9 protein-coding genes are annotated in these 15,296 nt (G+C 60.9%); 4 read left to right on the top strand and 5 right to left on the bottom strand.

Features of this window, described 5'->3' with window-relative positions:
* The first annotated feature begins 61 nt into the window (after positions 1 to 61).
* Positions 62 to 6,442 (top strand): retention module-containing protein, encoded by a 6,381-nt coding sequence (locus PSH97_RS20975; protein ID WP_305446541.1) that lies wholly within the window; start codon positions 62 to 64, stop codon positions 6,440 to 6,442.
* Positions 6,443 to 6,616: 174 nt separating this feature from the next.
* On the opposite strand, the gene PSH97_RS20970 is transcribed toward PSH97_RS20975, so the two are convergent.
* The 4 genes from PSH97_RS20970 to PSH97_RS20955 all read right to left on the bottom strand — a co-directional run bounded on the left by PSH97_RS20970 (position 6,617) and on the right by PSH97_RS20955 (position 10,516).
* On the bottom strand, positions 6,617 to 6,976 hold the full coding sequence (locus PSH97_RS20970) for a DUF6124 family protein (protein ID WP_305446540.1): 360 nt from the start codon (positions 6,974 to 6,976) through the stop codon (positions 6,617 to 6,619).
* Between the two features lie 704 nt (positions 6,977 to 7,680).
* Complete coding sequence (gene xopAW / locus PSH97_RS20965) at positions 7,681 to 8,526, bottom strand: XopAW family type III secretion system calcium-binding effector (RefSeq protein ID WP_305446539.1); 846 nt, start codon at positions 8,524 to 8,526, stop codon at positions 7,681 to 7,683.
* 179 nt (positions 8,527 to 8,705) lie between these two features.
* Positions 8,706 to 9,758: a sensor histidine kinase gene (locus PSH97_RS20960; protein WP_305446538.1), complete on the bottom strand. Its 1,053-nt coding sequence runs from the start codon at positions 9,756 to 9,758 to the stop codon at positions 8,706 to 8,708.
* On the bottom strand, positions 9,758 to 10,516 hold the full coding sequence (locus PSH97_RS20955) for a response regulator (protein WP_223484365.1): 759 nt from the start codon (positions 10,514 to 10,516) through the stop codon (positions 9,758 to 9,760). The genes PSH97_RS20960 and PSH97_RS20955 overlap by 1 nt, the downstream gene beginning before the upstream one ends.
* A gap of 292 nt (positions 10,517 to 10,808) precedes the next feature.
* Here PSH97_RS20955 and pyrF point away from each other — a divergent pair, with 292 nt between their 5' ends.
* Entirely contained in the window at positions 10,809 to 11,507 is a 699-nt protein-coding gene (gene pyrF / locus PSH97_RS20950; RefSeq protein WP_305446537.1) for an orotidine-5'-phosphate decarboxylase, read from the top strand.
* Positions 11,508 to 11,639: 132 nt separating this feature from the next.
* Here pyrF and PSH97_RS20945 read toward each other — a convergent pair whose 3' ends face one another.
* Complete coding sequence (locus PSH97_RS20945; RefSeq protein WP_305446536.1) at positions 11,640 to 12,641, bottom strand: NADP-dependent oxidoreductase; 1,002 nt, start codon at positions 12,639 to 12,641, stop codon at positions 11,640 to 11,642.
* A gap of 236 nt (positions 12,642 to 12,877) precedes the next feature.
* On the opposite strand from PSH97_RS20945, the gene PSH97_RS20940 reads away from it, so the two are divergent.
* Positions 12,878 to 13,639 carry an SDR family oxidoreductase gene (locus tag PSH97_RS20940; protein WP_201060620.1) on the top strand — a complete coding sequence of 254 codons (762 nt, stop codon included), beginning with the start codon at positions 12,878 to 12,880 and terminating at the stop codon, positions 13,637 to 13,639.
* Positions 13,640 to 13,796: 157 nt separating this feature from the next.
* Positions 13,797 to 15,188 carry an aminotransferase-like domain-containing protein gene (locus PSH97_RS20935; RefSeq protein WP_305446535.1) on the top strand — a complete coding sequence of 464 codons (1,392 nt, stop codon included), beginning with the start codon at positions 13,797 to 13,799 and terminating at the stop codon, positions 15,186 to 15,188.
* The last annotated feature ends 108 nt before the right edge of the window (positions 15,189 to 15,296 follow it).

The raw sequence follows: 15,296 nt of genomic DNA, 5'->3' as shown, positions 1-15,296 counted from the left end.
CCATGAGCACGTCTTCGCGCAAACAGGATGCCGACAGCAGTTGGCAGCGGAGGAAATGCACATGGCAACGCTCATCGGTATCGTCAGTAAGGTCATCGGTCAGGTGTACGCAGTGGCGGGTGATGGCACCCGACGCACACTGGTCGAGGGCGATCGGCTGTTTGCCGGCGAGCAACTGGTCACCGGGGCCGAAGGCGCGGTGGCGGTGCAGTTGAAAAATGGCCAGGAGCTGACCCTGGGGCGTGACAGCAGCCTGCAGATGACGACCCAATTACTGGCGCATCAGGTCCCGCACGTGGAGACCGCCGATGCGGTAACGCCGAGCCAGGCGCAACTGACCGATGTCGAGCAACTGCAAAAAGCCATTGCCGCCGGCGCCGACCCGACCCAGACCGGTGAAGCCACCGCCGCCGGGCCAGGCGCCTCGGGCGCGCCGGGTGGATTGGGCGGCGGTCACAGTTTTGTGTTGCTGGAGGAAGTGGGGGGCCGGGTCGATCCCACGATTGGTTTCCCCACCGCGGGCTTCAACGGTATTCCCGAATTCCCCCTGGAACGCCGGGACCCGGACAACGGCGACAACGGTGCTGATGGTGCAGGAGGTACAGGCGCGCTGAATAACCCGGTCACCCTCATTGGCCTTTCGGTGGCGGGAGGCGAACTGACCCTCAATGAAGCCCACCTGGCGGACGGTTCGGCCAGCACCCCTGGAGCGCTGATTCAAAACGGCACCTTCACAGTCATTGCGGCAGACGGGCTGACCAGCTTGAACATCGGCGGGATTAACGTGATCAGTGGCGGTGTGCCCGCCGGTTTTCCGCAGTCGATCACCACGCAACTGGGCAACACCCTGACGATCACCGGCTATAATCCGGCCACCGGCGTGGTGAGTTACAGCTACACCCTGGTCGGCAACGAAACCCACGCGGCTGGCGACGGCGCCAACAACCTCAGTGAACAGTTCACCGTGGTCGCGAGTGACAGCAACGGCGATACCGCCACCGGTTCGCTGGACGTCAACATCACCGACGATGTGCCCAAAGCCATCGACGACACCAACGCCAATAGCGCCTCGGAAACCCTGCTGACCCTGACCGGCAGCGTGCTGCCCAATGACGTCCAGGGCGCTGACCGCATTGCCACCGGCCCCGACAGCGGGCCGATCATCGGTGGCACGTTCAATGGGACTTACGGCACGCTGGTACTCAATCCCAACGGCACCTACACCTACACCCTGAACACCGGCGACGCCGATTTCAAAGCCCTGAACGGTGGTGGCAACGCTACCGAGAGTTTCGTTTACACCCTCACCGATTCCGACGGCGATACCAGCACCGCGACGCTGGTGCTGAACATCCATAACAACGATGACCCAGTGACCCTCGATGGCCTGAACGTCAACGGCGGTGAACTCACCGTTTACGAGAAAAACCTCAGCGACGGCACCAGCCCCAACACACCGGCCTTGACCCAGAGCGGCACCTTCACCGTCACCGCCCTCGACGGTTTGCAAACCCTGACCGTGGGCGGCATCGCGGTGGTCACCAGCGGTGTGGCCGCAGGCTTCCCGCAATCGATTGTCACTGCGCTCGGCAATACGCTGACCATCACCGGTTTCAACAGCACGACCGGCGTGGTCAGCTACAGCTACACCCTGACGGATAATGAAACCCACCCGAACGCCAACGGCGCCAACAGCATCACCGAGAACCTCGATGTCGTCGCCACCGACATCGATGGCAGTACGGCATTGGGTCAGATCAACGTCAACATCGTCGATGACTTGCCCACAGCCAATCCTGATCTCGCCACGATCGCCGAAGGCGCAACGGCCTCGGGCAACGTGCTGAACAATGACGTGGGTGGCGCTGACGGCCCGGCACTCAGTGGTGCGGTGGTCGGCGTGCGCGCCGGCAGCGACACGTCGACTTCAGCCATCGGCGGCCTGAACACGCAAATCAACGGCACCTATGGCTACCTGACCCTGGATGCCAATGGCAACGCCGTGTACCACAGCAATCCGAATTCGGTCAGCGCGCCGGGCGCCACGGACGTATTCACCTACACCGTGCGTGATGCCGATGGCGATGAAAGCACCACGACCATCACCATTAACGTGGCGGACTGCACCCTCGTAGCAGCCAGCGATAGCGACGTGACGGTTAACGAAAAGGCCCTGGATTTGACCCAGGATGGCCAGGACCTGGCGGCAGGCACGGCCACCGGCAGCGAGCCCGGCAACACCGGTGAAACCGCCTCCGGCACGTTGGTCGGCTCGGTCACCGGCACCACTGGTACGATCACTTACACGTTGGTCGGCAGCGCTACCGGAACCTACGGGCAAATCCTCCTCAACCCGGATGGCAGCTACACCTACACCCTGACCTCCGCACCAACGACCACACCCCACGCCAACGACGGGCCGAATACCCTGAGCGAAAGTTTCACCTATCAAGCGACCGATCCTTTGGGTAACAGCGTCACCAGTACCATCGTGATCAACATCGTCGATGACGTACCCACCGCTCACGCCGATGCAGTCTCGGTGGTGGAGGGTGGAACGGTCAGCGGGAATGTGTTGGGCAATGATGTGCTCGGTGCTGACGGTCCTGCGTCGGGTGGTGCAGTGGTCGGCGTGCGCGCCGGCAGCGACACTTCGACTTCTGCTGTTGGCGGTCTGAATACGCAAATCAACGGCACCTACGGCTACCTGACCCTGGATGCCAACGGCAACGCCGTGTACCACAGCAACCCGAATTCGGTCAGCGCGCCGGGCGCCACGGATGTGTTCACCTACACCGTGCGCGATGCCGACGGCGATGAAAGCACCACGACCATCACCATCAACGTGGCCGACTGCACCCTCGTGGCGGTCAGCGATAGCGACGTGACGGTTCAGGAGAAAGCCCTGGATTTGACCCAGGATGGCCAGGACCTGGCGGCAGGCACGGCCACCGGCAGTGAGCCTGGCAATACCGGCGAAACTGCCAGCGGCACCTTGGTCGGTTCCGTCACCGGCGCTACTGGCGTGATCACTTACACGTTGGTCGGTAGCACCACCGGGACTTATGGGCAAATCCTGCTCAACCCGGATGGCAGTTACACCTACACCCTGACGACCGCACCAGCGACCACGCCCCATGCCAACGACGGACCGAACACCCTGAGCGAAAGCTTCACCTATCAGGCCACCGATTCTCTAGGCAACAGCGTCACCAGTACCATCGTGATCAACATCGTCGATGACGTGCCGACTGCGCACTGCGATTCAGTCTCGGTGGTGGAGGGCGGGACAGTCAGCGGTAATGTGCTGGACAACGATGTGCTCGGTGCTGACGGCCCGGCAGTGGGTGGTGCGGTGATCGGCGTACGCGCCGGCAGCGACACCTCGACCTCGGCCATCGGCGGTTTGAACACGCAAATCATCGGCAGCTATGGCTACCTGACGCTGGATGCCAACGGCAACGCCGTGTACCACAGCAACCCGAACTCGGTCGGCGAGCCGGGCGCCACGGATGTATTCACCTATACCGTGCGCGATGCTGATGGCGATGAAAGCACCACCACCCTGACCATCGACGTGTCCAACAACTGCCTCGTAACGGTCACCGATACCGACGTGACCGTCTACGAAAAAGCCCTGGATTTGACCCGGGACGGCCAGGACCTGGCGGCGGGCAGCGTCACCGGCAGCGAACCTGGCAACACCGGCGAAACCGGCTCCGGTACGCTGGTCGGTGCGGTCACCGGCGCCAGCGGTGCGATCACTTACACCCTGGTCGGCAGCGCCACCGGAACCTACGGGCAGATCCTGCTCAACCCCGACGGCAGCTACACCTACACCCTGACCTCGGCGCCGAAAACTTCGCCCAACGCCAACGACGGCGCGAATACGCTGAACGAAAGCTTCACCTATACCGCCACCGATGCCGTGGGCAACAGCACCACCGGCACCCTTGTGGTCAGCATCGTCGATGACGTACCCAACGCCGTCGCCTCGGAGCGTTCGGTGCCCGCGGTGCAGATCGACTCCAACCTGCTTCTGGTGATCGATGTGTCCGGGAGCATGGTCGACCCTTCCGGCGTGTCGGGTCTATCGCGGCTGGACCTGGCCAAACAGGCGATCAGCGCACTGCTGGACAAGTACGACGACCTCGGCGATGTGAAAGTGCAGATCGTCACCTTCAGCAGCAGCGCCACGGACCTGACCTCTGTGTGGGTCGATGTGGCGACCGCCAAGTCGCTCATCGCTGGTCTCAGCGAGGGCGGCGGCACCAACTACGACGCAGCCGTGGCGACCATGCAAACCGCGTTCAATACCTCGGGCAAACTGATCGGGGCGCAGAACGTCGGCTACTTCTTCTCCGATGGCAAACCCAACGAAGGCGACATCGGCACCGCGGACGAGACCGCGCTCAAAGCCTTCCTCGACGCCAATGGCATCAAGAACTACGCCATCGGCCTGGGCAGTGGCGTCAGTAACGACAGCCTCGATCCGGTGGCCTATGACGGCAGCACGCACACCAACACCAACGCCGTGATAGTGACCGACCTCAATCAACTCAACTCGGTACTCTCGGGCACCGTGCAAGGTGCGCCAGTCACCGGTTCGTTGCTGGGCGAGGGTGGTACATTCGGCGCCGATGGCGGATTCATCAAATCCCTCACGATCGACGGCACCACTTATACCTACGATCCAAAAGCCAACAGTAATCAGGGGTCGCTGAGCTTCAGCGGCGGCGCCAACCACGGCACGTTCAACACCGCCAATAACACCCTGAGCATCGCCACTGACGACAGCGGCACCCTATTGGTGAACCTCGACACCGGGGAATACACCTACCTCTCGCAGAAAACCACGGCCGCGGTCATCACCGAAAACATCGGCTTCACCGTCAGCGACAATGACGGCGATCTGGCCAGCTCCACCCTGGTGATCAACGTGATTCCGAACACGCCTCCGGTGGCGGTCGATGACCACGTCATCACCAACGTGCTGTCGGGCAGCATTGTGCTGCCGGGCGAATTGCTGCTGGCCAACGACAGCGACGTCAATGGCGACCCGCTCACCGCATCGCCGACCACCTTCAATACCGGCTGGACGGTCAGGGGCGGGGACTTTACCGGCACCAACCCGAACTTCAGCTTCACCGGCAACAATGTCCAGGCAGTGACCATCGCCCGTAGCGCATTCGTCGCCAACACCGCAGCCATGACGGCAGTATTGGTGGTCAGCGGAGCACTGGGGTCGGTCAACGCCAACAATACCAATGATGAGGACCGGATCACCGTCAACCTCAAACAGGGTGAAACCCTCAACCTGGACCACAACCTGGCGGTCGGTCATATCACCATGGAGTACTCGGTCAACGGTGGAGCTTTCATTGCCATCGCCGACGGCCAAACCATCACCGCCACGGCAGACGCCACGTACCAGATCCACATCACCAACATCGACGACGGTGGTCCGGGCAACAGCGGGAAGGGGGCGGAAAACTACCAGTTGACCATGACCGTCAACTACGCCGGAGCCCACGATGCCACGCCGGACTTCCACGGCAGCTACACCGCCAACGACAACCACGGCGGCAGCGACTCGGCCAATGTGACCATCAGCTATCAGGACGGCCATACGCTGACCGGCACTTCGGGGGACGACGTACTGGTGGCGGGCGCTGGCAACAACGTCATCAATGCCGGCGACGGTAATGATGTGCTCACCGCAGGTTCAGGCAACAACGAAATGCACGGTGGCGCCGGCAACGACTTGCTGTTCAGCGGAGCGGGCAATGACCTGCTCGACGGCGGCACTGGCAACGACACCGCGAACTACGCCCACGCCACTGCCGGGGTCACTGTCGACCTGGGCCTGCTTACCGCGCAGAACACCCTTGGCGCGGGCACTGACACCCTGACCGGCATCGAAAACCTCACTGGCTCAAACTTCAATGACAGCCTCATGGGTGACAACAACAGCAACATCATCAACGGCGGTTTGGGTAACGATGTGCTCAACGGCGGGGGCGGCGACGACTTCCTCATCGGCGGCCTCGGCAACAACACCCTCACCGGCGGCAGCGGTGACGACACCTTCCAGTGGCTCAAGGGCAACAGCGGCCACGACGTCATCACCGACTTCACCCCAGGCACCGACAAACTCGACCTGTCGCAACTGCTGCAAGGCGAAAACGGCACCGCGGCGTCACTGGATGACTACCTGCACTTCACCGTCAGCGGCAGTGGCGCCTCGGTGATTACCAGCATCGACGTCAGCGCCATGGCCGGCGCCACACCGAACCAGACCATCGACCTGGCGGGTGTGAATCTGGCCAGCCATTACGGTGTAACGCCAGGGGCGGGTGGGGTGATTGCCGGTGGGGCGGATACGGCGACGATCATCAACGGCATGCTCAACGACCATTCGTTGAAGGTGGATACGGTGTGATCTGAAACGACAAAACCCGCCATTCCTGTGAGAAGGAATGGCGGGTTGATCGTTCCCACGCTCTGCGTGGGAATGCAGCCCGGGACGCTCCGCGTCCCCTCTAGAGCCGAACGCGGAGCGTCCGTTGAGGCATTCCCACGCAGAGCGTGGGAACGATCGGTTACAGGTTCTTCGCTAGCCTCGAGGATCGAGGTTATCCAGCACCCGGTTCACCGCCAATTCACCAAGCATGACCACCGATTGAATCCCCAACATCATGTTGCGATGTGGCATGTCCATCAATCCGGCGAACTCACTGAGCATCACGCTCGCCGACGCCAGGGATTCGCAGGCGTTGACCAGCAGGGTTTCGTTATCGACCTTGGCGCCGACGTGGTAAATGGTGCTGGGTTTGCGCTTGGTGTCTTTGGGGGTGGGTGGTTTGAGGTAGTGATCGAGGGCGCGGTCGGCGGCTTCGTGGAGTTTTTTCGAATCGAGGGATTCGTAGGGGGAAGTTGGGTCGGTTTCAGGGGGATTGGGTGTGGCTTTGAACATAGTGATACTCCTTGATTAGTGGAGCCGCCACGATTCGCTGCGAAACGAAGGGAGGTGGCAGCTGTACGCAGGTTCGCAGACCGGGAATCAAGGAACCCGGCAGACCCGAAGATCTCCCGCGCACAGCCGCCATAACGCAATTCAGCGAACGAAAAAAACGTTATCTGAAAAGGAACGGTGGCGCTGTGCGCCTTGATTAATCCGGGCTGCGAAACCCGATCGCTGATTCGTCAGCGACCCGGAAACGATAGAGCCCGACCCCAAGACACACAAGCCGGCGGATTCTGGCGCAGCTGTAGGCAGCGACGCAAGGTTGTGTAGCCTGAGAGAGTTTCTGGAGATGTCGATTAAACATCTTTGTTTATTGATCACTCAGGCCCTGGTTCAGGCGGAGCGAACGGTAAATAAATACGTCCCCTTTTCGAACGCCGGTTAAACGAGATGGTGGGTCTTTCATGATCGTTCCCACGCTCTGCGTGGGAATGCCTCAACGGACGCTCCGCGTTCGGCTCTGGAGGGGACGCGGAGCGTCCCGGGCTGCGTTCCCACGCAGAGCGTGGGAACGATCAACACAGGAATGGCGATTTTTTATTGTGTGGGGAGCCAGGCCCGGGTTGAAGCTATCCGGCCCTGAGTTTTTTGTTGGGGCTTAGGGCCTCTTCGCGGGCAAGTCGGATCGACGCACCGCCCGCGAAGCTTTTGACTCAGGTTGCCACGTTCAGGTATTTGCCCACGGTCGCCACGTTGTCGAGCGAGTACTGCTTGCTCAGGTTGGCGATCATTTTGTTCAGGGCTTCGGTCGCGTTGAACTGATCGGTGGAGCTGTCAGTGTTCTGCTCGCGGCCGGCTTGCAGGGCGGCTTTCAGTTCATCGCTGCTGACGCCACCGCTGCTGTCGCTATCCAGGACCTTGAGCAATGCGGCGCTGGTGTCGGTGCTGGTCGAGGAGGTGCTGTCGCTGGCCAGGGCGCTGCTCAGTTCGGTGGTTGTGACACTGCCGTCACTGTCGGTATCGAGCTGGCTGAACAGTTCTTCGCTGGACATCTGCTGAGGTGGCGGCGGTGTTGGGGTCAGGCTGGCGACGAGTTCGTCCTGGCTGACGGTGCCGTCTTCGTTCTTGTCCAGGGCCGAGAAGATTTCTGTGCTGTCGGCCGTGCTGCCGGCGCTGGTCAGGCCGTTGCTCAGTTCATCGCTGCTGATGGCACTGTCGCCGTCAGTGTCCAGGGCGCTGATCAGCGCATCGGCCAGTTCTGTGCTCGGCGCCTGATCACGCGGTGGCGGCGGTGGAGCCATCGCGGCCATTTCTTCGCTGCTCAGGCTGCCGCTTTCGTCGCTGTCCAGGTCGCTGAAGTTTTTGCTCAGGCTGACCAGCAGGCCGTCGTCGGTTTTCTGCGACAGGGCGCTCGTGAGCTCGTCCTGATCCACCGCGCCGTCGCTGTTGCTGTCGAGTTTGGCGAGCAGTTCTTTCTGGAATTGCTGGCTGCGGGCGCTGTTGGTGGAGGTGCTGCTGGTGCTGGTATAGCTCGTGTAGTTGCTGACACTACCGATCATTGTGCTCACTCCTTGGAATGGGAAACCGGTGAGTGCACCGGCTTATGCAGCCTCAAGGGGTGAGTTGTCGTGGGTATGTGGGGTTTGTACCGATGGGTACACACACACACACACACACACACACACACACACACAACTATTGGTCGGCTCAGATCCTGTGGGAGCGAGCTTGTTGTGGCTTAGAGACGGGGCAGGCGGATGACTGCGGTTAAACCACCACCGAAGGTCTCTTCCAGGCTCAACTGCCCACCCAAACGCTCCGCTGCTTCCCGGGCGATGGTCATGCCCAGACCGACGCCGCCGGAGTTGCGATTACGTGAACCTTCCAGACGAAAGAATGGTTCGAACACCGCTTCACGTTTATCCGCCGCGATACCCGGGCCATGGTCGATGACCCGGATCACCAGTTCCTCGCGGCTGTCTTCAAGCGTGATCAGCGCGTCCCCGGCATAACGCAGGGCGTTGTCCAGCAGGTTATTGATGCATGAGCGCAAGGCCATCGGCTGAACCTGCAGCGGCGCGCAATGACCGCTGGCCTGGACATTGGAACCCTGGTCCTGGGCGTTTTCGCTCAGGGATTCCACCAGCGCCTGCACGTCCATCCATTGCGGCGCCTCGCTGGTGCGCTGTTCGTGCAGGTAGGTGAGGGTGGAATCGAGCATGCTGATCATGTCGTCCAGGTCCTGACGCATCTGGCCTTGCAGCTTGTCGTCATCGATCTGTTCCAGCCGCAGCTTGAGCCGCGACAGCGGCGTGCGCAGGTCGTGGGACACCGCGCCAAGCATTCGTGAGCGCTGCTGCACTTGCTGCAGAATGCGTTGTTGCATCAGGTTGAAGGTGTGGGCCGCTTGCCGCGCTTCCCGTGGGCCGGACTCATCCAGCGGTGGACTGTCGAGATTTTCACTCAGGCGCTCGGCGGCGTCGCTCAGGCGTTGAATCGGCCGGGTCAGCAACTTGGCGCCGTACCAGGCGGCGATGATCAGCGAGACAAACTGAAAGGTCAGCGGCACCAGCGGCCCGCCGAACCACGGCCGTGGCGGCCGGTTGCCGAAGCGCGGATCCGGCGGTGGGCGTTGTCCGTCGAAGCGTTCGGAAAATTCCGACGGCGGAGGAGGGGGAGGCGGTGGACCGTAATGCCTGAACCAGAAGAACGCCAACAGGTGCGCCAGTACGATCGCCAGCAGCAGCACGCCAAACAGGCGGCCGAACAGCGTATCGAAGCGCGCACGCATCAGCCGATGTCTCGTGCGTCGAACAGATAACCCTCGCCGCGAACGGTCTTGATCAGTTGTGGGGCTTTCGGGTCATCGCCCAGTTTCTGGCGCAGGCGCGAGACGAGCAAGTCGATGCTGCGATCAAAGGCTTCGATCGAGCGACCACGGGCGGCGTCCAGCAGCTGTTCGCGGCTGAGTACCCGGCGCGGACGTTCGATGAACACCCAGAGCAAGCGGAATTCGGCGTTGGACAGCGGCACCACCAGGCCATCGGCGGCGATCAATTGGCGCAGTACGCTGTTGAGACGCCAGGTGTCGAAGCGAATATTCGCACGCTGTTCGGTGCGGTCGTCGCGCACTCGACGCAGAATGGTCTGAATCCGTGCGACCAGTTCCCGCGGCTCGAATGGCTTGGCCATGTAGTCGTCGGCGCCCAGTTCCAGGCCGATGATCCGGTCGGTGGGTTCGCAGCGGGCGGTGAGCATCAGGATCGGAATGTCCGATTCGGCGCGCAACCAGCGGCACAGCGACAAGCCGTCTTCGCCCGGCAGCATCAGGTCGAGCACCACCACGTCGAAATGCTCGGCTTGCAGCGCCTGACGCATCGCGGCGCCATCGGTGACGCCGCTGGCGTGGATACTGAACCGGGCCAGGTAGTCGATCATCAGTTCGCGGATCGGGACGTCATCGTCGACGATCAGGGCGCGAATGCTCCAGCGTTTATCGTCGGCCGGCGCTTTTTGATCGTCGTTCAGAGGTGCTGGGGAGTTGTGCATGCGTGCGTTCATCTGCCAGATAGGCTGCCAACCACAAAGATAGGCTGCGAGGTTGTGGCTTCAGCATAGGCGTCCGGCCGTGAGGCGGGAAGTGCTGTAGGACCTGTTGCGGCTGCCGAGGGTAGCGTTGGAGGGTGTTGTGGGCGTGTCGTGTGTGTATCGAACTCGACACAATTGACGCAGGAGCTAGTCTTGTCTTGACCGCGACGACGAATTACCGATCATCGGGTCCCGCAGCGGCCCTGGTTCCGCTACAATGCGCGCCGATTTCGACTTGCCTGAGAGCCCACTCATGTCCGCCTGCCAGACGCCTATCATCGTCGCCCTGGATTTCCCTACCCGTGACGCCGCACTGAAGCTGGCCGATCAACTGGACCCGAAGCTGTGCCGGGTCAAAGTCGGTAAAGAACTGTTCACCAGTTGCGCCTCGGAAATCGTCGGCACCCTGCGCGACAAAGGTTTCGAAGTGTTCCTGGACCTCAAGTTCCACGACATTCCGAACACCACCGCCATGGCCGTCAAGGCCGCCGCAGAAATGGGCGTGTGGATGGTCAACGTGCACTGCTCCGGCGGTCTGCGCATGATGGCCGCCTGCCGTGAAGTGCTCGATCAGCGTACCGGCCCGAAACCGCTGTTGATCGGCGTGACCGTGCTGACCAGCATGGAGCGTGAGGATCTGGCGGGTATCGGTCTGGACATCGAGCCACAGGAGCAGGTGCTGCGCCTGGCCGCGCTGGCCGAAAAAGCCGGGATGGACGGTCTGGTCTGCTCGGCCCTGGAAGCCCAGGCCTTGAAGGCTGCTCACCCGTCGTTGCAACTGGTGACCCCGGGAATTCGTCCGGCGGGCAGCGCCCAGGACGATCAACGCCGCATCCTGACCCCGCGTCAGGCGTTGGAGGCAGGTTCCGACTACCTGGTGATTGGTCGTCCGATCAGCCAGGCGGCGGATCCGGCGAAGGCGCTGGCGGCGGTTGTTGCCGAACTCGCTTAAACGCCACTAAACCTGTGGGAGCGGGCTTACCCGCGATAGCGGTGTATCAGACAAGATTGATGTTGACTGACACGCCCTCATCGCGGGCAAGCCCGCTCCCACAGGGTTTTGTGATTCTTTCAAAATACCGGGTTAAACCTTCAACACCAACTTCCCGAAATTCTCGCCGCTGAACAATTTCATCAGCGTCTCCGGGAATGTTTCCAGTCCTTCAACGATGTCTTCCTTGCTCTTGAGCTGCCCCTTGGCCATCCACCCGGCCATTTCCTGCCCGGCAGCGCCGAACTGGGCGGCGTAATCCATCACCACAAAGCCTTCCATCCGCGCGCGGTTGACCAGCAGCGACAGGTAGTTGGCCGGGCCTTTGACCGCTTCTTTGTTGTACTGGCTGATGGCGCCGCAAATCACCACCCGCGCCTTCATGTTCAGCCGGCTCAGCACGGCATCGAGAATATCGCCGCCGACGTTATCGAAATACACGTCGACGCCTTTCGGGCATTCGCGTTTGAGGCCGGCGTGTACGTCTTCGTTTTTGTAGTCGATGGCACCGTCAAAACCCAGTTCATCGATCAGGAACTTGCACTTGTCCGCGCCGCCGGCAATGCCGATCACACGGCAACCTTTGATCTTGGCGATCTGCCCGGCAATGCTGCCCACCGCACCGGCCGCGCCCGACAACACCACGGTATCACCTGCTTTCGGTGCGCCGACATCGAGCAAGGCAAAGTAGGCAGTCATCCCGGTCATGCCCAGCGCGGATAAATAGCGCGGCAGCGGTGCCAGTTTCGGATCGACCTTGTAGAAACCTCGTGGCTCGCCGAGGAAGTAATCCTGCACGCCGAGGGCGCCATTGACGTAGTCCCCCACGACGAAACCCGGATTGTTCGAAGCGATGACTTTGCCTACACCCAATGCACGCATGACTTCGCCAATGCCGACGGGCGGGATGTAGGACTTGCCCTCGTTCATCCAGCCACGCATGGCCGGGTCCAGGGACAAGTATTCGTTCTTGACCAGGATCTGACCCGCCGCCGGTTCGCCGACCGGTACTTCCTGATAGGTGAAAGTCTCGCGGGTAGCCGCGCCCACGGGACGTTTGGCGAGCAGGAACTGGCGATTGATCTGGGTAGTCATGACAGGCACTCAAGATGAATGAAGTCTTGTTGATAGACCTTCATTGGCGATGCTGCAAGGTTGGCTGACGCTGCGAATGCACATCGATCCAGTGCAGTGATAGTCAGGGCGCCGGTTCTATCACTGCAACTCATGGGCAACCAACCGGCCTTCTGATAGTGCTGCCGTGCCATACGCCCCTATGACTAGACTGGGCACACGCGATCCCCCGCATTCTTCCCTCCGAGGACATAACAATGAGCATGACGTTTTCCGGCCAGGTCGCCGTTGTGACAGGCGCGGCCAATGGTATTGGCCGCGCGACCGCTTTGGCGTTCGCAGCCGAAGGTTTGAAAGTGGTGGTCGCCGATCTGGACGCGGCCGGTGGTGAAGGCACTGTGGCACTGATTCGCACCGCGGGCGGTGAAGCGACTTTCGTGCGCTGCAATGTCACTGTGGAAAGCGATGTAAAAAATCTGATGGACGAGGTGGTGAATACCTACGGCCGTCTCGACTATGCCTTCAACAACGCCGGTATCGAAATCGAGAAAGGCAAACTGGCCGACGGCACGATCGATGAGTTTGACGCGATCATGGGCGTCAACGTCAAAGGCGTCTGGCTGTGCATGAAGTATCAGTTGCCATTGCTGCTGGCCCAGGGTGGCGGCGCGATCGTTAACACCGCGTCGGTCGCCGGCCTGGGGGCTGCGCCGAAGATGAGCATCTACGCCGCCTCGAAACACGCGGTGATCGGCCTGACCAAATCGGCGGCCATCGAATACGCCAAGAAGAAGATTCGCGTGAATGCGGTGTGCCCGGCGGTGATCGACACCGACATGTTCCGTCGAGCCTATGAAGCGGACCCGAAGAAGGGCGAATTCGCCAACGCCATGCACCCGGTCGGGCGTATCGGCAAGGTCGAAGAAATTGCCAGCGCGGTGCTGTACCTGTGTAGCGACGGCGCGGCATTCACCACCGGGCATTCGCTGGCGGTGGATGGCGGGGTCACGGCGTTTTAATGTTTTGCCCACTTCTTCAAGCGCCGGTTCCCTGACGACACCGGTCAATGTGTTTCAAATGGTTAGAACCGAGGGTTTTGGCGGCGTTGTCGCACATCTTCTCGAGCGCTCCTGTGATTAACTGTTTCCCGCAAAACGGAGAGGAGTTTGCTTGCTCATGGAGTTGAGAATCGATCGAGAGGCATTGGTGCCTGTCGTGCAGCAAATCGTCGACGCATTGGCCGAATGGCTCCGTCGCGGCGAGGTGTCACCGGGGATGCGTTTACCTTCCGTGCGGCAAATCGCGCGGATCAATCTGCTCAGTCAATCCAGTGTCGTCGAGGCCTGTGAACGGCTTGTGGCTCAAGGGTTACTGGCAACGCGTAACGGGACGGGTTTCTTTGTCGCGGTAACGGCGCTGGCTGCTCAGGGGCAACAGGATCTTCCCTGGTTCGAAGGGGTTGAGGAAAAGCAAAGCAGCCACGTCGGTGAACTGAAACTGGGTTGTGGCGGATTACCCGAAAGCTGGCGCGAGACTGACGACCTGGGCTACGCCATACGCCAGGTCAGCCGCACCGACATGGCCGGATTGTTCAACTACAGCACGCCGCTGGGCTTGCCTGCCTTGCGTCAGCAGATCCTTAAACGATTGAAACAGCTGAATATCACGGTGGATGAAAGCCGAATCCTGACTACGGCGGGGGCCAGTCATGGGCTCGACCTGATCGTACGGACTTTATTCAAAACGGGCGATTGCGTGGTGGTGGAGAGTCTGGGCTATTCGATGCTGTTCGAGCTGCTCAGGCTGCACGGGATCAGCATGATCGAGGTGCCGCGAACCCCTCACGGGCCAGACACCCATGCCCTCGAGGCATTGTTGCTGAAGCACAAACCCCGTGGCTTGTTCATCAACAGCTTTTATCACAACCCCACCGGCAGCAGTCTGACCCCGGCGGTGGCTCAGCAAGTTCTGCAACTTGCCAAAAAAAATGGCGTGCTGGTGATTGAAGACGACGTCTATGCGGATTTGCACAGCGGCCCCGGCACGCGCCTTGCGGCACTCGGCATTGATGACAACGTGATCTATGTCGGCAGCTACTCCAAAACCCTCAGCAGTTCGTTACGGGTCGGCTTTGTCGTGGCTGGTGCCGATGTTATTTTGCGACTGGCCAGGGTCAAGATGATCAGCAGCATGGGCGCTTCACGATTCAGCGAGTCGGTACTGGCTTGTTTGTTGGCCAGTGGTGCCTATCGCAAGTTGGTGCAGCGTCAGCGTCAGCGATTAAGTACTGACAGGGAAGCGGCCTTGCAAATACTTGAAGACGCCGAATGGGAGGTTTTCGGCAAACCGGTGGGTGGCCTGTTCATCTGGGCGCGCTCACGCAACGCTGACTATGCTCAGGTGCGGACTCAGGCGCGGCGCTACGGTGTCCTGCTGTCTTGTCCAACGGCGTTCAGTCCGACTGGCCAGGCTCATGACTGGCAGCGGATCAACGTAGCTTATGCCTGTGATCCTCGTGCCCGGGCATTTTTTCAGGCCACCGCTCGGGATCGACCTCAAGCGTTCTGAAAGCGACGCGGGCGTAGCTTTTTGCCATTATTCCGACGCCAGAGACTTGTGTTGGCACCGGCCCGTTGCGAATCTGCATCAACAGACAATGGCAGGGGACTAAGCGCA

Source organism: Pseudomonas cucumis, assembly GCF_030687935.1.
Classification (GTDB): Bacteria; Pseudomonadota; Gammaproteobacteria; order Pseudomonadales; family Pseudomonadaceae; genus Aquipseudomonas; species Aquipseudomonas cucumis.
The sequence above is the reverse complement of the archived record's forward strand: the minus strand, read 5'-3'. Positions and strand labels throughout refer to the sequence as shown.

What these genes read in the sequence shown, in the direction of transcription:
- PSH97_RS20975 (WP_305446541.1), top strand. Translation starts at nt 62, where the DNA reads ATGGCAACGCTCATCGGTATCGTCAGTAAGGTCATCGGTCAGGTGTAC.
- PSH97_RS20945 (WP_305446536.1), bottom strand. Translation starts at nt 12,641, where the DNA reads ATGACTACCCAGATCAATCGCCAGTTCCTGCTCGCCAAACGTCCCGTG.
- xopAW (WP_305446539.1), bottom strand. Translation starts at nt 8,526, where the DNA reads ATGATCGGTAGTGTCAGCAACTACACGAGCTATACCAGCACCAGCAGC.
- PSH97_RS20970 (WP_305446540.1), bottom strand. Translation starts at nt 6,976, where the DNA reads ATGTTCAAAGCCACACCCAATCCCCCTGAAACCGACCCAACTTCCCCC.
- PSH97_RS20940 (WP_201060620.1), top strand. Translation starts at nt 12,878, where the DNA reads ATGAGCATGACGTTTTCCGGCCAGGTCGCCGTTGTGACAGGCGCGGCC.
- PSH97_RS20935 (WP_305446535.1), top strand. Translation starts at nt 13,797, where the DNA reads ATGGAGTTGAGAATCGATCGAGAGGCATTGGTGCCTGTCGTGCAGCAA.
- PSH97_RS20955 (WP_223484365.1), bottom strand. Translation starts at nt 10,516, where the DNA reads ATGCACAACTCCCCAGCACCTCTGAACGACGATCAAAAAGCGCCGGCC.
- pyrF (WP_305446537.1), top strand. Translation starts at nt 10,809, where the DNA reads ATGTCCGCCTGCCAGACGCCTATCATCGTCGCCCTGGATTTCCCTACC.
- PSH97_RS20960 (WP_305446538.1), bottom strand. Translation starts at nt 9,758, where the DNA reads ATGCGTGCGCGCTTCGATACGCTGTTCGGCCGCCTGTTTGGCGTGCTG.